The organism is Lysinibacillus sp. KU-BSD001 (assembly GCF_042920265.1).
In the GTDB taxonomy this organism is placed as follows: domain Bacteria; phylum Bacillota; class Bacilli; order Bacillales_A; family Planococcaceae; genus Lysinibacillus_B.
Genome location: NZ_JBDQZI010000009.1, coordinates 117,305 through 133,425, shown reverse-complemented (window position 1 = coordinate 133,425; position 16,121 = coordinate 117,305). Strand labels below are relative to the sequence as shown.

The 16,121-nt window shown below is 39.5% G+C and carries 14 protein-coding genes and 1 riboswitch; of the genes, 1 reads left to right on the top strand and 13 read right to left on the bottom strand.

Features of this window, described 5'->3' with window-relative positions:
- Window positions 1-8 precede the first annotated feature (8 nt).
- The 7 genes from AAGS61_RS13995 to AAGS61_RS13965 form a co-directional block, all read right to left on the bottom strand.
- Window positions 9-815: an ABC transporter permease gene (locus tag AAGS61_RS13995; RefSeq protein WP_391373008.1), complete on the bottom strand. Its 807-nt coding sequence runs from the start codon at window positions 813-815 to the stop codon at window positions 9-11.
- Window positions 812-1,753 carry a nickel ABC transporter permease gene (gene nikB / locus AAGS61_RS13990; protein ID WP_391373004.1) on the bottom strand — a complete coding sequence of 314 codons (942 nt, stop codon included), beginning with the start codon at window positions 1,751-1,753 and terminating at the stop codon, window positions 812-814. The genes AAGS61_RS13995 and nikB overlap by 4 nt, the downstream gene beginning before the upstream one ends.
- Window positions 1,754-1,757: 4 nt before the next feature.
- The gene (gene nikA, locus AAGS61_RS13985; protein ID WP_391373002.1) at window positions 1,758-3,356 is read right to left on the bottom strand and encodes a nickel ABC transporter substrate-binding protein; all 1,599 of its coding nucleotides are present in this window, start codon (window positions 3,354-3,356) and stop codon (window positions 1,758-1,760) included.
- Window positions 3,357-3,769: 413 nt separating this feature from the next.
- A riboswitch (cobalamin riboswitch) is annotated at window positions 3,770-3,949 on the bottom strand.
- Between the two features lie 121 nt (window positions 3,950-4,070).
- Window positions 4,071-5,141, bottom strand: a complete 1,071-nt coding sequence (locus tag AAGS61_RS13980) for a nitric oxide synthase oxygenase (protein WP_391373000.1) — start codon at window positions 5,139-5,141, stop codon at window positions 4,071-4,073.
- Window positions 5,142-5,625: 484 nt separating this feature from the next.
- Window positions 5,626-6,531: an MBL fold metallo-hydrolase gene (locus tag AAGS61_RS13975; RefSeq protein WP_391372997.1), complete on the bottom strand. Its 906-nt coding sequence runs from the start codon at window positions 6,529-6,531 to the stop codon at window positions 5,626-5,628.
- A gap of 90 nt (window positions 6,532-6,621) precedes the next feature.
- The gene (locus AAGS61_RS13970; RefSeq protein WP_391372994.1) at window positions 6,622-6,915 is read right to left on the bottom strand and encodes a hypothetical protein; all 294 of its coding nucleotides are present in this window, start codon (window positions 6,913-6,915) and stop codon (window positions 6,622-6,624) included.
- 523 nt (window positions 6,916-7,438) lie between these two features.
- A complete protein-coding gene (locus tag AAGS61_RS13965) occupies window positions 7,439-8,629 on the bottom strand; it encodes a DHH family phosphoesterase (RefSeq protein WP_391372991.1) in 1,191 nt (396 codons plus the stop codon).
- Window positions 8,630-8,911: 282 nt separating this feature from the next.
- Between AAGS61_RS13965 and AAGS61_RS13960 the strand changes: the two genes are divergently transcribed.
- Window positions 8,912-9,673 carry an SDR family NAD(P)-dependent oxidoreductase gene (locus AAGS61_RS13960; RefSeq protein WP_391372988.1) on the top strand — a complete coding sequence of 254 codons (762 nt, stop codon included), beginning with the start codon at window positions 8,912-8,914 and terminating at the stop codon, window positions 9,671-9,673.
- Window positions 9,674-9,793: 120 nt separating this feature from the next.
- On the opposite strand, the gene AAGS61_RS13955 is transcribed toward AAGS61_RS13960, so the two are convergent.
- The 6 genes from AAGS61_RS13955 to AAGS61_RS13930 all read right to left on the bottom strand — a co-directional run bounded on the left by AAGS61_RS13955 (window position 9,794) and on the right by AAGS61_RS13930 (window position 15,698).
- On the bottom strand, window positions 9,794-10,180 hold the full coding sequence (locus tag AAGS61_RS13955) for an OsmC family protein (protein ID WP_391372985.1): 387 nt from the start codon (window positions 10,178-10,180) through the stop codon (window positions 9,794-9,796).
- Window positions 10,168-11,157 carry an ABC transporter ATP-binding protein gene (locus AAGS61_RS13950; RefSeq protein ID WP_391372982.1) on the bottom strand — a complete coding sequence of 330 codons (990 nt, stop codon included), beginning with the start codon at window positions 11,155-11,157 and terminating at the stop codon, window positions 10,168-10,170. The genes AAGS61_RS13955 and AAGS61_RS13950 overlap by 13 nt, the downstream gene beginning before the upstream one ends.
- Window positions 11,157-12,143 carry an ABC transporter ATP-binding protein gene (locus AAGS61_RS13945; RefSeq protein WP_391372979.1) on the bottom strand — a complete coding sequence of 329 codons (987 nt, stop codon included), beginning with the start codon at window positions 12,141-12,143 and terminating at the stop codon, window positions 11,157-11,159. Before AAGS61_RS13945 ends, AAGS61_RS13950 begins: the two co-directional genes overlap by 1 nt.
- A 1-nt stretch (window position 12,144) precedes the next feature.
- On the bottom strand, window positions 12,145-13,080 hold the full coding sequence (locus AAGS61_RS13940) for an ABC transporter permease (RefSeq protein ID WP_391372976.1): 936 nt from the start codon (window positions 13,078-13,080) through the stop codon (window positions 12,145-12,147).
- Between the two features lie 13 nt (window positions 13,081-13,093).
- Window positions 13,094-14,044: an ABC transporter permease gene (locus AAGS61_RS13935; protein WP_391372974.1), complete on the bottom strand. Its 951-nt coding sequence runs from the start codon at window positions 14,042-14,044 to the stop codon at window positions 13,094-13,096.
- A gap of 67 nt (window positions 14,045-14,111) precedes the next feature.
- Window positions 14,112-15,698 (bottom strand): ABC transporter substrate-binding protein, encoded by a 1,587-nt coding sequence (locus tag AAGS61_RS13930; protein WP_391372972.1) that lies wholly within the window; start codon window positions 15,696-15,698, stop codon window positions 14,112-14,114.
- Between the last annotated feature and the right edge of the window lie 423 nt (window positions 15,699-16,121).

Below are 16,121 nucleotides of genomic sequence, written 5' to 3'. Positions count from 1 at the left end.
CAGCCCTCCTATGTCGTTTTCGGATCGAGTACGTCTCGTAGTGCATCCCCAAAAGCATTAAAAATAAGGACCGTAATCGAAATCATTATCCCCGGAATGAGCATCAATTCGGGCTTTGTCAGTAAGTATGTCTTACTTTCGCTAATCATCATGCCCCATTCAGCAGTTGGTGCTGTCACACCTAGCCCTAAGAAGGACAATTCCGAGATCATTAAAATGGTTGAGCCTAATCCAATGAATTTCAGCAAGAGCATTTGTGGGAAGACGAACGGTAAAATATGTCGCACAACAATCTTCCATTTCGATACACCGCAAATACGGGCATACGTGACATAATCTGTTTCCTTTAAACTCACGACCATATTACGAATAATGCGCGCAAAGCCGACCCATGTGACCAGTACAATCGCAATGAGTAAATTTTTCATGCCAGCACCTAATGCCCCGACAATGACTAACGCAAAAATAAAATTCGGAATAGCCAGCAAAATATCACAAATCCGCATAAGAAGCATATCTAGCCAGCCCCCTATAAAGCCCGCCGTTAACCCAACGACCATACTAATCACAAGTGTTGCCACTAACACAACAAAAGCAATGGATAGGGAAACCCGAGCCCCCTCGATTAGCCGTGACAATACACAGCGCCCTAAATGATCGGTGCCTAATGGATACTGCGCTGAAAAGCCTTGCAACTTCATGGCTATATTCGGTGCATGTGGATCATTTGGCATTAACCACGGCGCAAAAATCGCTACTAAAAATAAAACGCCTACTAAAAAACTACTCATATAAAGTGCCCATTTTTTGTTCACGAAGCATCCTCCTTTATACGAATACGCGGATCAATCCACGCACACACCAAATCAGCCATAAAATTAATCACGATATAGAAGAAACCAATGATAAAAATAAATGCCTGTAAAACGTAATAATCACGCGCTATGATCGCTTCTACAATAAAACGACCCATACCTGGGATCGTAAAAACAATCTCGACAATTGCTGCTCCGCCTAGCAGTACACCGATCGTCATGGCGAGTGACGTAATTAATGGTGTGAGCGTCCCTTTAAAAATATGACGACGAATAATAATATGCTCTGGTACTCCACGCGCTCGCGCAAATGTCACAAATGGCTGATCCATTTGCTCAATCATGCTCGTCCGAATCATGCGTACATAATACGGGACAACCCCTAGCGCCAGCGTTAAAGCAGGTAAGATCATCGTATCTACTGTTCCCCAGCCCATTAACGGTAATAAATCGAGCTTTAATGCCACCGTATAAACTAACACAAAGGCTAACCAAAAGCTCGGCATCGAAGCAATCGAGAAAATCGTTAAGCGCGTCATGCGGTCAAACCAAGAATCGCGCTTGACAGCACTGATGATTCCAATTGGTACACATAGCAACAAAATAAAAAGAAAGGCAACAACCGCTAGCTGCATCGTCACACTAAAACGGCTAAATAGTTCTTCACTTACCGCATTATTCGTCATAAAGGATGTCCCAAAATTAAACTGAATAGCACCTGATAGCCATTGTACGTACTGCGTGAACATAGGCTGATTTAGCCCATGTTCCTCACGTACTTGTTCCATCGCCTCTTCGGTTACAGGCAATTGATTAGCTTGAAAATATGCCTCTATTGGATCAACGGGCATCACACGTACTAAGAAGAAGGCAATGATTGTGATCCCCCATAGCGCTAGCACCATGCTCAGTAGACGTTTCGTTAAAAATTGCCCCATCTCATCACTTCATTTCATACAAATTGATTGGTACTTCGTATTGTTGTGGGGAGAATGTAATCGTTTCGAATACATCGTTCGCCACTAAATAATTTTGACGATATGAAATGGGCATGAAAATCGCTTCACTTTGAATCGTTTGAATAATACTTTCGTACAGCGCGTGACGCTGTGCTTCATCGGTTGAACGAATCACACGTGTAATATCATCTGTTAACTTTTCATTTGACTCGATACCCGCTTTCGCATAAAAACCGATTTGTTTTTCACCTGTCATTGTACGCAGGTACATATGCGGATCATAAGGCGCTCCCCATGTATCATTGAACATGAGATTATATTCGCCTTCTTTTGAACGCATATAGACTGTTTGACTTTCTTCCCCCATTAAATTGACTTCCACACCAATCTCTTTCCATATACCTTGCAAATATTCAAAGATGGCCTTATGCACTTGCTCACTGCTGTTATAAGGAACGGTCAGTGTCAGCGTTTCACCATTCTTGACTCGTATACCTGTCTTTTCATCCATTACCCAGCCTGCTTCATCCAAAATAGCAGCCGCTTTTTGTACGTCATAAGCATATGATTCTACTTCAATATCACTATAAGGGAAGCCTGGTGCAAATAATGAACGTGCTTCTTGCTCTAAACCGTTTAATACGTGCTCCACAATCGTTTGTCGATCAATTGCATGCTGTAATGCAATACGCACGGCCTTGTCTTGTGTCACGCCGTATGTTGTATTGAAAGATAAAATACGTGTCGATAAAGGCTCTGACACTTTTGTGACGTACTGATTATTTTGCTGTAATGTTGCAAATTCAGCTGGTACAAGCTGCCCACTACCAAAAATTAAATCGATATCCCCTTTTTCTAAGGCCATCATACGTGCTTGCGAATCGGCAATCACTTTTACTACTACTTTTTCAATCGACGGCTTTTTGCCCCAATAGTTTTCATTACGTGTAAATTCTGCATAACGATCTTGCTCATACGCAGTTAAAATCCATGGACCTGTACCGATTGCTTTTTCAATCCCATCTGCCGTACTACCACTTTTCGGGAATCCCGCGTCCCCTAGCATACGAAGCGGACGAATAAGTGATAACTCTTGTAGGAATGGATAATACGCCTCTTTCAAATGAATTTTTACCGTTGTGTTATCCACTACTTCTACTTGGTCAATAACAGTCACTACCTCTAACCAGCTATGTGCTGCACTATTTGCGATAACGGTATCAAAATTACGTTTTACATTTTCACCTGTGAGCAATGAACCATCGGAATATTGCACACCTTCACGTAGCTTGAATGTATAGATCTTCCCATCTGGTGACATGTCCCATGATTCCGCTAATCCTGGTGAAATCGTACCATCGTTTTCATACACCACTAACGGATCATACAACATTGCTTGGGCAAACATTTCATTTGGCGAGTATAAATGTGGATTCACTTCCCCAATATCCTTTGGCCAAGACATCACTAGTGTATTACTCGATTCCTTTGCAGATGTAGCTGTTGTTTGCTCATCATTACCACATGCTGTTAACAGCATCAATATCATCACTGATATAAATAAAATATAAATACGCTTCACTGTTATTCCTCCTATTTTCTAGAAAATGATTCTTATTATCATCCTGATTGATAAGTCATTTCACCGTATAGTAAACATCGTGTTTATGTATCCTTGTCATTTCTTGACTGAAAATGAAGTGAGAAATAATATCATTTTTCATAAATACTATTCCTTATCAATTGCTAAAATCACTACATACTTTCTCAGCGATTTACCTTTATCCCCTCCTTGCTTAAATTATGAATCCACTAAAACAGTAATGATTACTATTATCAATTAAATTATACACTTTTCATTTAAAATAACAATCTTCTTTTTCATTAACAAAAAAGCGCATAAAAAAATACACTTCCTAAGAGAAAGTGCATGGGTGCATAAGTAAATAAGCAAATTGAACATTTGCTTTACTTCGCACCTATCCTCGTAGGTTGAATCGGGCTTAATTTTTGGCAGGTTTCCTGGCTTATCATCAATGCTCCTCACACCTTCCCGTTATAAACAGTGGCTTCTATGTGATTTGCTCCGAATTACAGTTGCGGGACAGCGACGGACTTTCACCGTACTTCCCTTTTAAGCTAATTTGCATTAGCACCAAAAATCATTCAGTTTTATCGTTATGGAACAGTTTAACAAGAACAGGGGGAAATTTCTAGTTTATTTTGTTTGAAATTTCAAACAAAAGTATAAAAATAAAACAAAATAGCCCAGACAAATTGGGCTATGAATAGTTCGCTAATATGGATTTTTTTGATAAAAATAATTTGGTTTATGAATAATATTAGGAATCGGCTGATGGAAAATATGTGTCGTAGCCGGTGATATAGGTGGGATTAACCACGTCCAGTTGCCAGTGACATCACGATTGGATTTTCCTTCCTGTTCTTGAAACAGCTTAAATTGCTGTGCTGCTGTATGATGGTCGACAATGCTGACACCTGCCTCCTTAAAGGAATGCAGTACCGCAATGTTCAATTCTACTAAAGCGCGGTCCTTCCATAATGAACTATTTGTCTCACGCTTCAGCCCTATTACATCTGCTACCTTTGGCAAACAATTATAACGATTCGTATCTGCCAAATTGCGTGCGCCAATCTCTGTACCCATATACCAACCATTAAACGGCGCGGCCTCAAAATCAATGCCACCACAATTAAAACGCATACTCGAAATAATCGGCACCGCATACCATTTTAATTGTAGCTCTTGAAAGGCAGGATACTCAGGATGTGTAATGTCTACTTCCAGTACATACGATTTTGGAATCTCAAACCACTTAGGCTGTTTACCATCTACCTGAATGACGAGTGGTAACACATCGAATGGTGTGCCCTCCCCCTGCCAACCAAGCTTCATACATTGTCTTGTGAAAGTAACCGAATCTGGATCACCAACAATGCCCTTCGTCGTTTCATACCCTGCGTAGCGGATAAGCTGGTGATTCCAAACGCGTACCCTCTTTGATGCAAACACTGTAATAGCAGGGCGGATTTTCCCTTCGTTTGTTGCATAATCAATATGTCTCAATAATGCGTGAAAAATATCTTCCTCATTTTGTAGACTGCGCTCATCAAATACATGCAGTGACTGCCAAAAAAGACGCCCGATACATTTATTACTATTTCGCCAAGCAACGCGCGCACCAAATTCTAATTCATCAAAAGTCGGTTCATAGCTACCGATTACTTGGATTTCGGCTACACGCTGCTGTAACCATACTTCGGTCATTTCTTTTTCTTGTTTATATTTATTTAAAAACTCGATTACTTCTTGTCGTTCACGTTCATTTTTTAATAATAAGTTCATCTGCTGACGCCTCCATTGCCTTCATTTTAGAAGAAGGCATATCCTGATGACAATGAATGTAGACAATCACAAAACATGTATTTTTCATATATGACTAATAATAGACAAAAACAAGCGGACAAGTTTTCTCACACTAAATCATCCTTTATCATTTATGATGAAGCAAACAAGGATGAGCCTCTTGATTGAAAAGATTGGACAGGCGAAACATTCATATCAAGTCCAACGAGTATTCATTGTATTAAGTTTATGAGTCACTATGTATGAAAACATCGTGCGTGTCCTTATGGAAAAAGACTATTCTCTTAATGAAAACAGATGACATCGATCTTTATTTAATCGCTAAAGTCTTAATTGGTACTACAGTAACAAATACCAAACTAGCCATGTTACAACTATTTAGCAGTATAACTTCTATAAAGCAATTTTAAATATGCAACATACATAGACATATTATTTTTCAAAAACCATGCAGCTATACCGCCTAGAAAACTAGTGTTTCTCCCAACTTTAAAATTTTTAAATTCTCCATATCAAGCCTCTTGTTATGCCACTTAGCTACTAAACGATCCAGTGCTTCTTTGGGCGTGTCATCTGCAAGACGAAAAGAATCGTAATGCATCGGAATAAAGAGATCCGCTTTTAAATCCTGGTATCCCTGTACCGCTTGTTCTGGTGTGAGATGTTGCGATTCCATAAACCATTCCGGTTCATAGGACCCAATTGGCATTAAGACGCAATCCACCTTAAATTGCCTTCCAATTTGTTTAAAACCATTATGATAGCCAGAATCACCAACAAAATAAATATTAGCTTTGTCCCCTTCAATCATCCACCCGCCCCACAAGGATTTATTTAAATCATTCAGGTTTCTTCGTGACCAATGAAGGGAGGGGATAAAAGAAATTTTTAATCCCTTGTGAAACATCGAATCCCACCAAGAGAATTCTTTCGTATTATTTAGCCCTTTTCTTAAAAAGGTGATTTTTAATCCTTTCGGAACTAAAAATAGTGGATTGCCCTTTAACTTAATTAAGGTACGAAAGTCAAGATGATCATAATGATTATGTGAAATTAGAACAATATCAATGTCCGGAATATGTTCAATCGGCACGCCGGGTTTAGTTAACCTTTTTTCAAACCCTAGTCTTGATGCCCACACAGGGTCGGACAGTATATTTAACCCCTTCATTTGAATTAAAAAGGTTGCATGACCAATCCAAGTCACAGCAGTTACCTGACGATTACTTCCAATAAATTCTGTGTCCACTTTTTCAATATGTGGGACCTGAAACGAAAGATCTTTCTTTTTCAGGAATCTTTCAACTCGCCATTTTAGTAAATCTTTAAATGAAACTTTCTCCACGGCATAAAATTCTTTTTCTTTCAACATTGGTTCCCCTTTCATACTTTATGGTAAGACAAATAAAAGGCTGTCAGGACAGCCTTTTATTCTCAGTTTGAATTATGATATTATAGTTTAAACAACTCTCGAATTAACATTTAATGTAATAAATAAAATAATATATACAATAATGAAAATGGGAGTTAAAAATGGCATTAAACTATTTCCAATTACTGTATTGGCTTCGTATCTCTCTAAAATTTGATCGCCGACATAAACTTCTACATTTGAATTCTTTATAATTCCATCTTTAATCTTATCCACAATTGCAAGGCTGTCATTATATACATTTTCATCCACTTTGATAACGGGTATATCTCCTGCATCATTGACAAAGCGATTAATTATAAGTGGGTTCACATCAGGCATTTAAACTAGATTTCACGAAAAAACATTTACCATTTCAGGTTTGTAATTCCATAAAATAGACCCATTATATTATCGTTGGGTAATTTCATCTTTAACGACAAAAAAATATACTAATATAGCAGTACAACAGCATCTAAAATAATACTTCTACACAATAAACACTAACAAAAATTACATAAAAAGTAAATTTATAAAGCTGATTATTTATTCAAAAATGCAATAACATTGGTGGATTGAAACGTACTTCAAACAAGTGAAAGGCTACCTCGACTTTCAAGTTACTTAAGCTCACCGTGAACGCGCATTCATCGCTATTAATTATTTGTGTAATGCCCCTACTTATTTTATTGACGTATTACACCGGGTTGCTTTTTTAACTGTCTTTCATTATATGAGCATCAACCAATTCATAAAAAAGAACGTATCAAATGCAAAATCCCACTGAAAGGCTTATTGTCTTTTCAGTAGGACTCTCTTCATCAACTTAAAATAACAAATCAGGAACTTTCAAAGCATGTTTTACTCATTCTCCATCCCAACTACTTTTCACTTCACTCATCAAAAATTCTACAAACTCATCATCTCTTACTAACCATGCTTTTTCGTATCTTTTTAAATGCTGTTCTGCTTCATCAAAGCCGGTGAAGGCTTGTTCCATTTTTGTTTTATTTTTTTCGATAGCCCAGTTGCTTTCATCGATTGGATAAAGTAAAAAAATATCCTCGTTTCGATTTTTATATAATGAACCGAACGAAGCGTATTTTAAGTTATAGCGATTTCGCTTCGCATCTTCTGGAATCGCTTCTAGATGAAATATGCCTGTGACAAATTGCTGATACGCTTCATCATTAAGTGTACAGCCTGCTGCTTTTTGATGTCCCCCACCGCCGTATTTACCGGCGATTTCCGATACATCTACATGATCATGCATCGTACGGAAGGCGATGCGTTTACTCCCTATATTGACGATTGCAATATAATCTAGATGGGCATGCTCTTTGCTTAGTTCATTTCCTAGCTCTGAATGATACGATTCCGCATACACAATTCCAGCAAAGTACCCATCTACCTCACTCTGTACAATTTCTCTCTTTTTGCGACGGATATAGCGCTCTATCCGATCTTCTTCCATATTCAATAATTTCTTTTCAAATTCATCAAAATCAAAGTGTTCCTTTGTTCGCAACCGTTCAATCATCGTTTCCTCAAATTCATCAATCGATACTAAAAAGAATAATGAATTAAGCAGATGTGCTTGATGGTTGTCGTTTTTCTCCCATTCCCACGTATCATATTGTCTTACTAACTCTACAAATTCTGTTATTACGTCTGTTGCTTCTAAATGTTGATGCTTGACCAGATAGTCATAAAATAAGGAAGTCGCTGATGTTAATTGCCCTTCATTATCTTCTACTATGACATATCCCCAGCCGTATTCATTCAAGTGCAAAGCAGTCTTATGATGATCAAGCAATTGAATATTCCCTTTTTCCCCATACGCTTCACTTAATCGTTTCTCATTTTCTTCATTTGGCGATAAATCCGTAATAAATAAAAACGTATGCGGATGTTCTTTTTCTAAGTAAAATTCAATTTCTCGGTCAAGTGATGAGATCGAATTGTAGCGTACCTTTACTTGCTTCCCAAAAGCAAGCTTCGCTAAAATACCACAGCTCACCCCGTCTAAATCGTTATGGGATAATAATTTATACATAAGCTTCACCTCCACACGTAGTATGGTTGAAAAGCGTAGAATCATTATTCATTTTTACAAATCGAACAAGCGCTATAGAAAGCTAGGACGTTCTATAGACATTATTTATTTAGTATAAAAATAGTGTAGCTGCTTATAATTGAGGACATTTAAAATGGCTATGTCTGCTTGCTTCCCTTCCTCAAATACACCCTTTGTTTAACGTATGGAGCAGGTTTTTGAATTATATAATCCAGCCATTTATACTTTAATGTAATACAGTTTATGGAAGGGGATATGGATATGGGACGTTTAGACAATCAAGTGGCGATTGTTACAGGTGGGGCAAATGGTATTGGAAAAGCAATTGCTACACGTTATGCACAAGAAGGAGCAAAGATTGCCATTGCAGATTTTAATGAAGAAGCATTACATAATGCGGTAGAAAATTTTAAACAGGAAGGCTATGAGGCATTTGGTGTCCGTGTGAATGTAGCCGTGGAAGAAGATGTCCAGCGTATGGTGGATGACACAATCGCTCATTTTGGCCGTGTGGATATTTTAGTCAACTGCGCTGGGGTACTCGATCATATACAAGCGGCTCATAATGTAGAAGATGCTGTTTGGAACCGTGTCATGGACATTAATGTTGGTGGCGTGATGCGCGGTATGCGTAAAGTATTACCGTTATTTACAGCGCAAGGTCGCGGCGTGATTGTTAACTTAGCATCGATTGCAGGTTTAACAGGCGGTCGCGGCGGTCTAACGTATACAGCAGCAAAACACGCCGTAGCCGGTATGACAAAAAATGTGGCTTCTCACTATGGTGCACAAGGCGTACGCTGTAACGCCATCGGACCAGCTCAAGTGGAAACTGGTTTAACACAATCCATGGAAGGCTATGATATGTTCGGGCTGCAGCAATCTACGCGGGGTGTTCAATTAATGAATCGTGCTGCTCAACCAGAAGAAATTGCGAATATCGCGTTATTTTTAGCAAGCGATGAATCTTCTTATATTAATGGTGTTGTACTCGCCGCTGATGCGGGTTGGAGCGCTTATTAACGTAAATCCGGAAAAAGTGTATGCTTTTTCCGGATTTTTTTAGGGGTACCTGGTACTTCCCTGGTACTTCCCTAGTACTTCCCTGGCACCCCCCTGGTACAAAGATGGCACCAACTACTATTATTTCTCTACTACCGCCACATTCACTTCGCCGACAAGGGTGTTACTAATTGTACAGCCGCGTTCAATTACTTTTAACAGCTTCTTTTTATAGGCTTCTTCCAATGATGAAGGGAATACAACATCCACATGAAAATCCGTAAAGCGGTTTTCGACACCTGCTTGTTTGGATGCACGTACATCAATCTCTACTTCATTTAAATTCGCTTTTATACCGTCTCGCTCTAATACTTTTTCAAGTGTAATCGAAAGGCAAAGTGCAACAGCCCCTTCCAGTAATTCTTTTGGGGATAATCCTTGCTGATCCGGTGCTTTACTACCGTTTAGTTGCACACCACTTGCGTTGGCAATTTCATTTGTTCCTTCGTTCCATATTAATTTGACCATTGTTTTTCCTCCTCTGCATAATGGCAGGCTACTTTATGTTGTGGGCGAATTTCACGTAATGCGGGCACTTCCTGACGGCATCGCTCTGTCGCAAACGGACAACGTGTGTGAAACACGCAGCCGGACGGCGGGTTTAACGGAGATGGAATTTCTCCCTTCAACACAATACGCTCCTGTTTTTTTCCGGTTGGGACGGCGGAGAACAACGCCTTTGTATAAGGATGAAGTGTTTCAGTAAATAAATCATCTGTACAAGCTTCCTCTACGATTGTCCCTAAATACATAATGCCGATCCGATGTGAAATATAGCGCACAACACTAATATCATGTGTAATAAACAACATCGTTAATTGCATGTCTCGTTGTAATGCTTTTAAAATATTTAAAATTTGTGATTGAATCGATACATCCAGAGCAGATACGGGCTCATCACAAATCATTACTTTCGGATTCATAATGAGGGCACGTGCAATGCTTAAGCGTTGACGTTGCCCACCAGAAAATTCATGTGGATAGCGATAATAATGCTCCTTTTGCAATCCGACAATGTCTAAAATGCGAAACACTTTCTCTACTCGTTCTTCCTTATCTCCTAGCCCGTGAATAATCAGTGGCTCCTCTAATATTTGACCAATGCGCTTTCTTGGATTGAGTGAAGAAAATGGGTCTTGAAATACTAATTGCAACTCTTTTCGGAACTTACGCATTTCACTTTTTGAAAGCTTTACTAAGTCTTTTCCTTCATACAATACTTCCCCTGCTGTTGCCGAGGTTAAGCCTAAAATGGTGCGCCCCGTTGTGCTTTTACCTGACCCAGATTCACCTACTAACCCATATGTTTCGCCTTCATAAAGCGTAAGTGAAACGTCTTTGACCGCATGAACCGTTTGTTTCACACCACCTAATTTACCGAACGGACCGTACACAGGGAACTGCTTTTGTAATGACTTTACTTCGATTAATGGCTTTTTTGTCATTATGCCCAGCCTCCTTTTTCGGTATCGTATAACCAGCATTGAACACGTTGTTGATCAGCCATTTCAATGACTGGCGGTGCACTTTCACGACATAAATCCGTTGCAAACGGACAACGTGTTGAGAAGCTACAGCCTTTTGGTACGTTTGTCAGTGGCGGCACTGTTCCTTCAATGACCTGAAGCGGTGCATGACGATCCCCATCTAATTCAGGCTTTGATTTTAATAATCCTTGTGTATAAGGATGTAACGGATTAGCAAATAGCTGCTCTGTTGTCGCTTCCTCAATAATTTGTCCTAAATACATGACCTTTACGCTTTGGCAAATTTCGGCGACGACACCTAAATCATGTGTAATGAATAGCACGCCCATCCCTAATTCTTTATTTAACTCCACGATTAAATCTAAAATCTGGGCTTGGATCGTGACATCTAATGCCGTTGTTGGTTCATCTGCAATTAACAACTTTGGACGACAGGCAAGCGCCATCGCAATCATCACACGCTGCTGCATACCGCCTGATAATTCATGCGGGTATTCATCAATACGGCGCTCTGGTGACGGGATGCCTGTTAAACGCAGTAAATCAATCGCTTTTTCTCGTGCTTCTTTTTTAGATAATTGTTGGTGGAGGCGTAATACTTCTACAATTTGATTGCCGATGGAATAAACGGGATTCAATGATGTTAACGGGTCTTGGAAAATGATTGAAATATCATTCCCACGAATAGAACGTAGCTTTTTTAACGGCATCGACAATAGATCTTCTCCTTCAAAATAAACCGCGCCATCGTACTCTACCGGATCTGTGTGCTCTAATAAGCGAATGAGCGACTGCGACATGACACTTTTTCCGCAGCCAGATTCGCCGACAATCCCGATAATTTCTCCCTTTTCCACTGTAAAATTCACACCACGTACAGCTGTCACAAGGCCACGGTCAGTATGAAAATGCGTTTGTAAATTTTCAACCTTTAATAACGTCATATTATTGGCCTCCCTTGACTGCTTGACGACGCTTACGTTTACGTGATGGAATGTTTTTCGTCCGAGGATCTAAGAAATCACGTAGTCCATCCCCTAATAAATTGAGCGATAATACAGCTAATACAATAAATACGCCTGGTACAATGACCATCCACCATGCTTTAAAGATCACAAGCTTACCTGCTTGTAAAATGTTACCCCAGCTCGGCTCCGGTGCTGGAATCCCTGCGCCTAAAAAGCTTAAAGCGGCTTCCGAAATAATTGCTTCGGCAAATACAAATGTCGCTTGCACAAGCAGTGGCGATAGTGTATTCGGCATAATATGTAGCCAAATAATGCGCGTGTTACTTGCCCCTTGTGCATGCATCGCTTCAATATACGTTTGCTCTTTTATCACGAGTGCCGATGAACGGACAACCCTTGCGATATTTGGCGTAAATACAACGACTAAGGCAATCACGACATTAATCGCGGATGCGCCTAATGCAGCCATTAACGTAATCGCAAGTAAAATACCAGGAATGGCGATAAGCCCGTCACAAATACGCATTAATACGTGGTCAAGCCACTTATAATAACTCGCATATAAGCCGATAATTAGACCAAATAAGGATGATAAAAAAGCGACAATTAAACCAACCAGTAATGATACACGTGCACCATACACGATTCGTGTAAATAAATCGCGCCCAAATTCATCCGTACCGAACCAATTGGCCGCGCTTGGCTCTAATAATCGACTCGTTACTTTCATTTCATATGGATCTGCCGTTGTAAAATAAGGGCCAATCAGTGCAAGCAATAAGAGAACGATAAAAATAAACCCGCCTACAAGCAACCCTTTATTGCTCGTGAATTTCTTCCAATTCAAGGCACGTTGTTCTTTTTTAAACGCTTTGGATAGCTCCACCATTTGTTGTTTTGAATACGTAGTCATCTTTCTCACCTCATCACTTGCGATCTAAGCGTACACGCGGATCTACAACACCATAGAGTAAATCAATTAATAGGTTAATAAATACATAGAGGATTGTCACCATTAACACAACCCCTTGAATCACGGTATAATCGCGGCGTGTAATCGAATTAATAATTAATTGCCCCAGTCCTGGAATGTTAAAAATCGTTTCGACAACGACCGCACCGGTTACAAGTGTCCCAAATGTTTGCCCGATAACTGTTAAAATGGGTAAAAAAGCATTGCGGAAAGCATGCTTCAGTAATACATTCCATTCTTTTAATCCTTTTGCACGTGCTGTTTTAATATAATTTAAGTTTAATACATCGAGCATCGATGAACGTGTCATCCGTGTAATCAAGGCTGCTTGAATCGTTCCAAGTGAAATGGCTGGTAGCACTAAATACTTTAAATGCTCGATAAGCCCTTCTGATAAAGGTTCATACCCCGCAATCGGCAACCATTGTAATTTCACACCAACGACTAACATTAATAATAAGCCTAATAAAAAGCTCGGCACAGCCATCCCCAGTAGCGAGACACTCATTAATGTCGTATCGGTGAATGACCCTCGTTTATACGCAGCAATTACCCCAAACGGAATCGCTAATACGAGCGCAATCACTTGGGCAAAAATCGCCAATGATAAGGTGGGCCCGATATGCTCTTGAATCGCCTCTGTTACAGGCTGCTTCATAAAAATAGAACTACCTAAATCACCTTGAAAGACACCACCGACCCATGAGATATACTGCTCATGTAACGGACGATTATAGCCTAGCTCTTCATTTAACTGTTCGATTTGTGCAGGTGTCGCTTCCATGCCTAAAATCGTGGCAGCTGGATCCCCTGGTGTAATATGAATAATGATAAAAATCACGACCGATACAACAAATAAAACAGGAATGGTAGAAAGTAGTCGTTTTACTATATACGCTAACATTGAATCTCCTCACATTTAAAAAGGTAGAAAAGGAGAGCTAATAATCGCTCCCCTCATCATTCATTTATTATTCTGGTACTTTCGCGTTCCATACAACTGGTGCTTCAAATAGCTCGAACCCTTCAATATCCTTATTGACTGCTACGACACCGTTATAGTGACCTAACACTGTTGATGTTGCGTTTTCATACATATATTGTTGTACTTTTTCCCATTCTGCACGTGCTTCTTCCGGTGTTGCTGCACTGCGAATAGCGGCTAAACCGTTCGCTATATTGTCATCTTTTAAACCAGCCCAATCAGGTGTTACCGCTAATAATTGTGGTGGTGTAATTTGATATCCTGTACTTGCTAAAAACATATCCCACTTGCTTGTATCGCCTTTTGTTTCAAGGAATGTTGGGAAGTCGTAGTTATCCACACGCACATTCATACCAAGTTGGCGTAATTGCTCTTGAATGACTAATGTACCTGTATACATTTCGTTGTAATCTTTCGTTGTTAATAGCACGATTTCTTCGCCGTTATAACCAGCCTCTTCAAGTAATTTCTTCGCTTTTTCAGCATTCGCTTGATTGTAATATTCTGCACCAGCCTCTGTTGTCCATTGTGTTTGACCCTCACTTAAGTAGCTTGGTGATAATGAATATAACTCTGGCTTCGCAAAAGCAGCTAACATAATTTCTTCATTATTTAATGCCGCTAAAATAGCTTCACGCACCTTTTTATCAGCTAGTACGCCTTCTGTTGTATTAAAGAATGCTGTTAACGTACCACCTGGGAACGTCTGTAATTCCACGTTCGGATCGACATCTAATTGGTCATAGTTTTCAATTGGAATACTATCTGCCACGTCGTATTGACCTGTTTGCACACCTGCAATACGTGTCGCATGGTCCGTGACGAAATGATATGTCAGTTTTTCTGTTGGTGCCGAAATTTTACCTGTAAAACCACTTGGCTCACCCGCATTGTCAACCGCTACATAGTCTTCGAATTTTGCTAATTGAATGTATTGATCTTGCTTCCATTCTACAAATTTGTATGGCCCTGTACCGATATATTCAGAGAAGCCTTCTGCTGTTGCCGTATCCACGATTTCTTTTGGCATAATCGATGGGAATTGTGCTTGAGAAGCCATTAAAACCAATACATCAGATGTCGCCTGTTGCACATCGAGTTGGACTGTATATGGGTCTACTTCCGAGAAGTTTGCTCCTTGTAATAATGATTTCGCACGAGATGATGTCACTAACCAACGATTCATCGAAGCGACCACATCTTCTGCCACCATTTCCTCACCGTTATGGAATTTTACCCCTTCACGTAGCTTAATTGTGTATGTTTTACCATCTTCACTTACTTCATACGATGCCGCTAATACAGGTACTGGATTATAGTTTGCATCTAATTGGAATAATTGTTGATAAATATTTCCTGCGATATCCAGTGCTACCGCTGATACAGTTTGTGCTGTATCTAATGTTGGTGGTTGTGCTGTAATCGCAATATTTAATTCATCTTTATAAACAATATCTTCTTGTGATTGCTCTGTGTCATTTGTCTTTTCTGTTGTGGATTCGCCACCACATGCCGCTAAGCTAAGTGCTAAAAGAGCCGCTGCTAAAGGCGCTTGCCATTTTCGTAATTTCATATAATAAATCCCCCTCTTTAATCCCTACAACTTTAATACGTTTTAATGAAATTAGTTTACTCATTTATTCCAACCAAGTCAATAAGAATTATTCTGAAAATGAAGAATTCGTCACAGTATGTGGAATACGCTAATTTCCGTTCCGACTAACTCGCCTTCACTTCAATCAACTAGCCAGTTCCTTTTAGTAATCTCCTATTTAAAAAATCACGCTTATTATGTACTAAATTATTGATATTATCCACATATCGGATTTAAAGGGGTTCTTAAAATGGTTTTTAATTACATATACCGTTTCTTTACGTACAATTGAACTAAGGATATTTCAATATTTAACCAATTAACAAACATTCTAGTTCAGGAGGAAGTCACTTTGTTGAAAATTTTACGGATCATATTTTCCATCGTTACACTTGCATTAGC

Coding starts and splice junctions, on each gene's coding strand:
- nikB (WP_391373004.1), bottom strand. CDS start 1,753: ATGGGGCAATTTTTAACGAAACGTCTACTGAGCATGGTGCTAGCGCTA.
- AAGS61_RS13980 (WP_391373000.1), bottom strand. CDS start 5,141: ATGAACTTATTATTAAAAAATGAACGTGAACGACAAGAAGTAATCGAG.
- AAGS61_RS13970 (WP_391372994.1), bottom strand. CDS start 6,915: ATGCCTGATGTGAACCCACTTATAATTAATCGCTTTGTCAATGATGCA.
- AAGS61_RS13965 (WP_391372991.1), bottom strand. CDS start 8,629: ATGTATAAATTATTATCCCATAACGATTTAGACGGGGTGAGCTGTGGT.
- AAGS61_RS13960 (WP_391372988.1), top strand. CDS start 8,912: ATGGGACGTTTAGACAATCAAGTGGCGATTGTTACAGGTGGGGCAAAT.
- AAGS61_RS13955 (WP_391372985.1), bottom strand. CDS start 10,180: ATGGTCAAATTAATATGGAACGAAGGAACAAATGAAATTGCCAACGCA.
- AAGS61_RS13950 (WP_391372982.1), bottom strand. CDS start 11,157: ATGACAAAAAAGCCATTAATCGAAGTAAAGTCATTACAAAAGCAGTTC.
- AAGS61_RS13945 (WP_391372979.1), bottom strand. CDS start 12,143: ATGACGTTATTAAAGGTTGAAAATTTACAAACGCATTTTCATACTGAC.
- AAGS61_RS13940 (WP_391372976.1), bottom strand. CDS start 13,080: ATGACTACGTATTCAAAACAACAAATGGTGGAGCTATCCAAAGCGTTT.
- AAGS61_RS13935 (WP_391372974.1), bottom strand. CDS start 14,044: ATGTTAGCGTATATAGTAAAACGACTACTTTCTACCATTCCTGTTTTA.
- AAGS61_RS13930 (WP_391372972.1), bottom strand. CDS start 15,698: ATGAAATTACGAAAATGGCAAGCGCCTTTAGCAGCGGCTCTTTTAGCA.